Origin of the sequence: Vibrio sp. 10N.222.49.C9 (assembly GCF_041474985.1) — a bacterium.
Taxonomy (GTDB): Bacteria; Pseudomonadota; Gammaproteobacteria; order Enterobacterales; family Vibrionaceae; genus Vibrio; species Vibrio crassostreae_C.
In genome coordinates this window covers 1-273 of the sequence record NZ_JBFRVD010000272.1, presented here as the reverse complement: position 1 = coordinate 273, position 273 = coordinate 1, and the positions used below count along the sequence as shown (strand labels likewise).

At 42.1% G+C, this 273-nt stretch carries 1 protein-coding gene; it reads right to left on the bottom strand.

What is annotated here, in order from left to right:
- The coding region (locus tag AB4585_RS23100) for a DNA adenine methylase (RefSeq protein WP_372171133.1) at window positions 1-236 on the bottom strand (236 nt) is incomplete at its 3' end.
- Window positions 237-273: the final 37 nt, after the last annotated feature.

The window sequence follows — 273 nt, the reverse complement described above, 5'->3', positions numbered from 1 at the left end:
GACACAGACTCAAGAATAGAAAGAAGCCGCAACTGATCTTCAAACGTGAACGGCACACCAGAGTATGTAGTGAACGTCTTGTAGTATGGCGGATCAACAAAGAGTAGCGAGTCAGACGACACCGACTCAAAGACATGATGAAAATCACCACTAATAAAATCACACCTTTTAAACAGGTCTTGATAGGCTGAGAAATCAGAAAGTACAAATGGCTTTTTATACTTCCCATATGGCACATTGAAATGGCCTCGCTTCTGATTGAACCGCATTAGC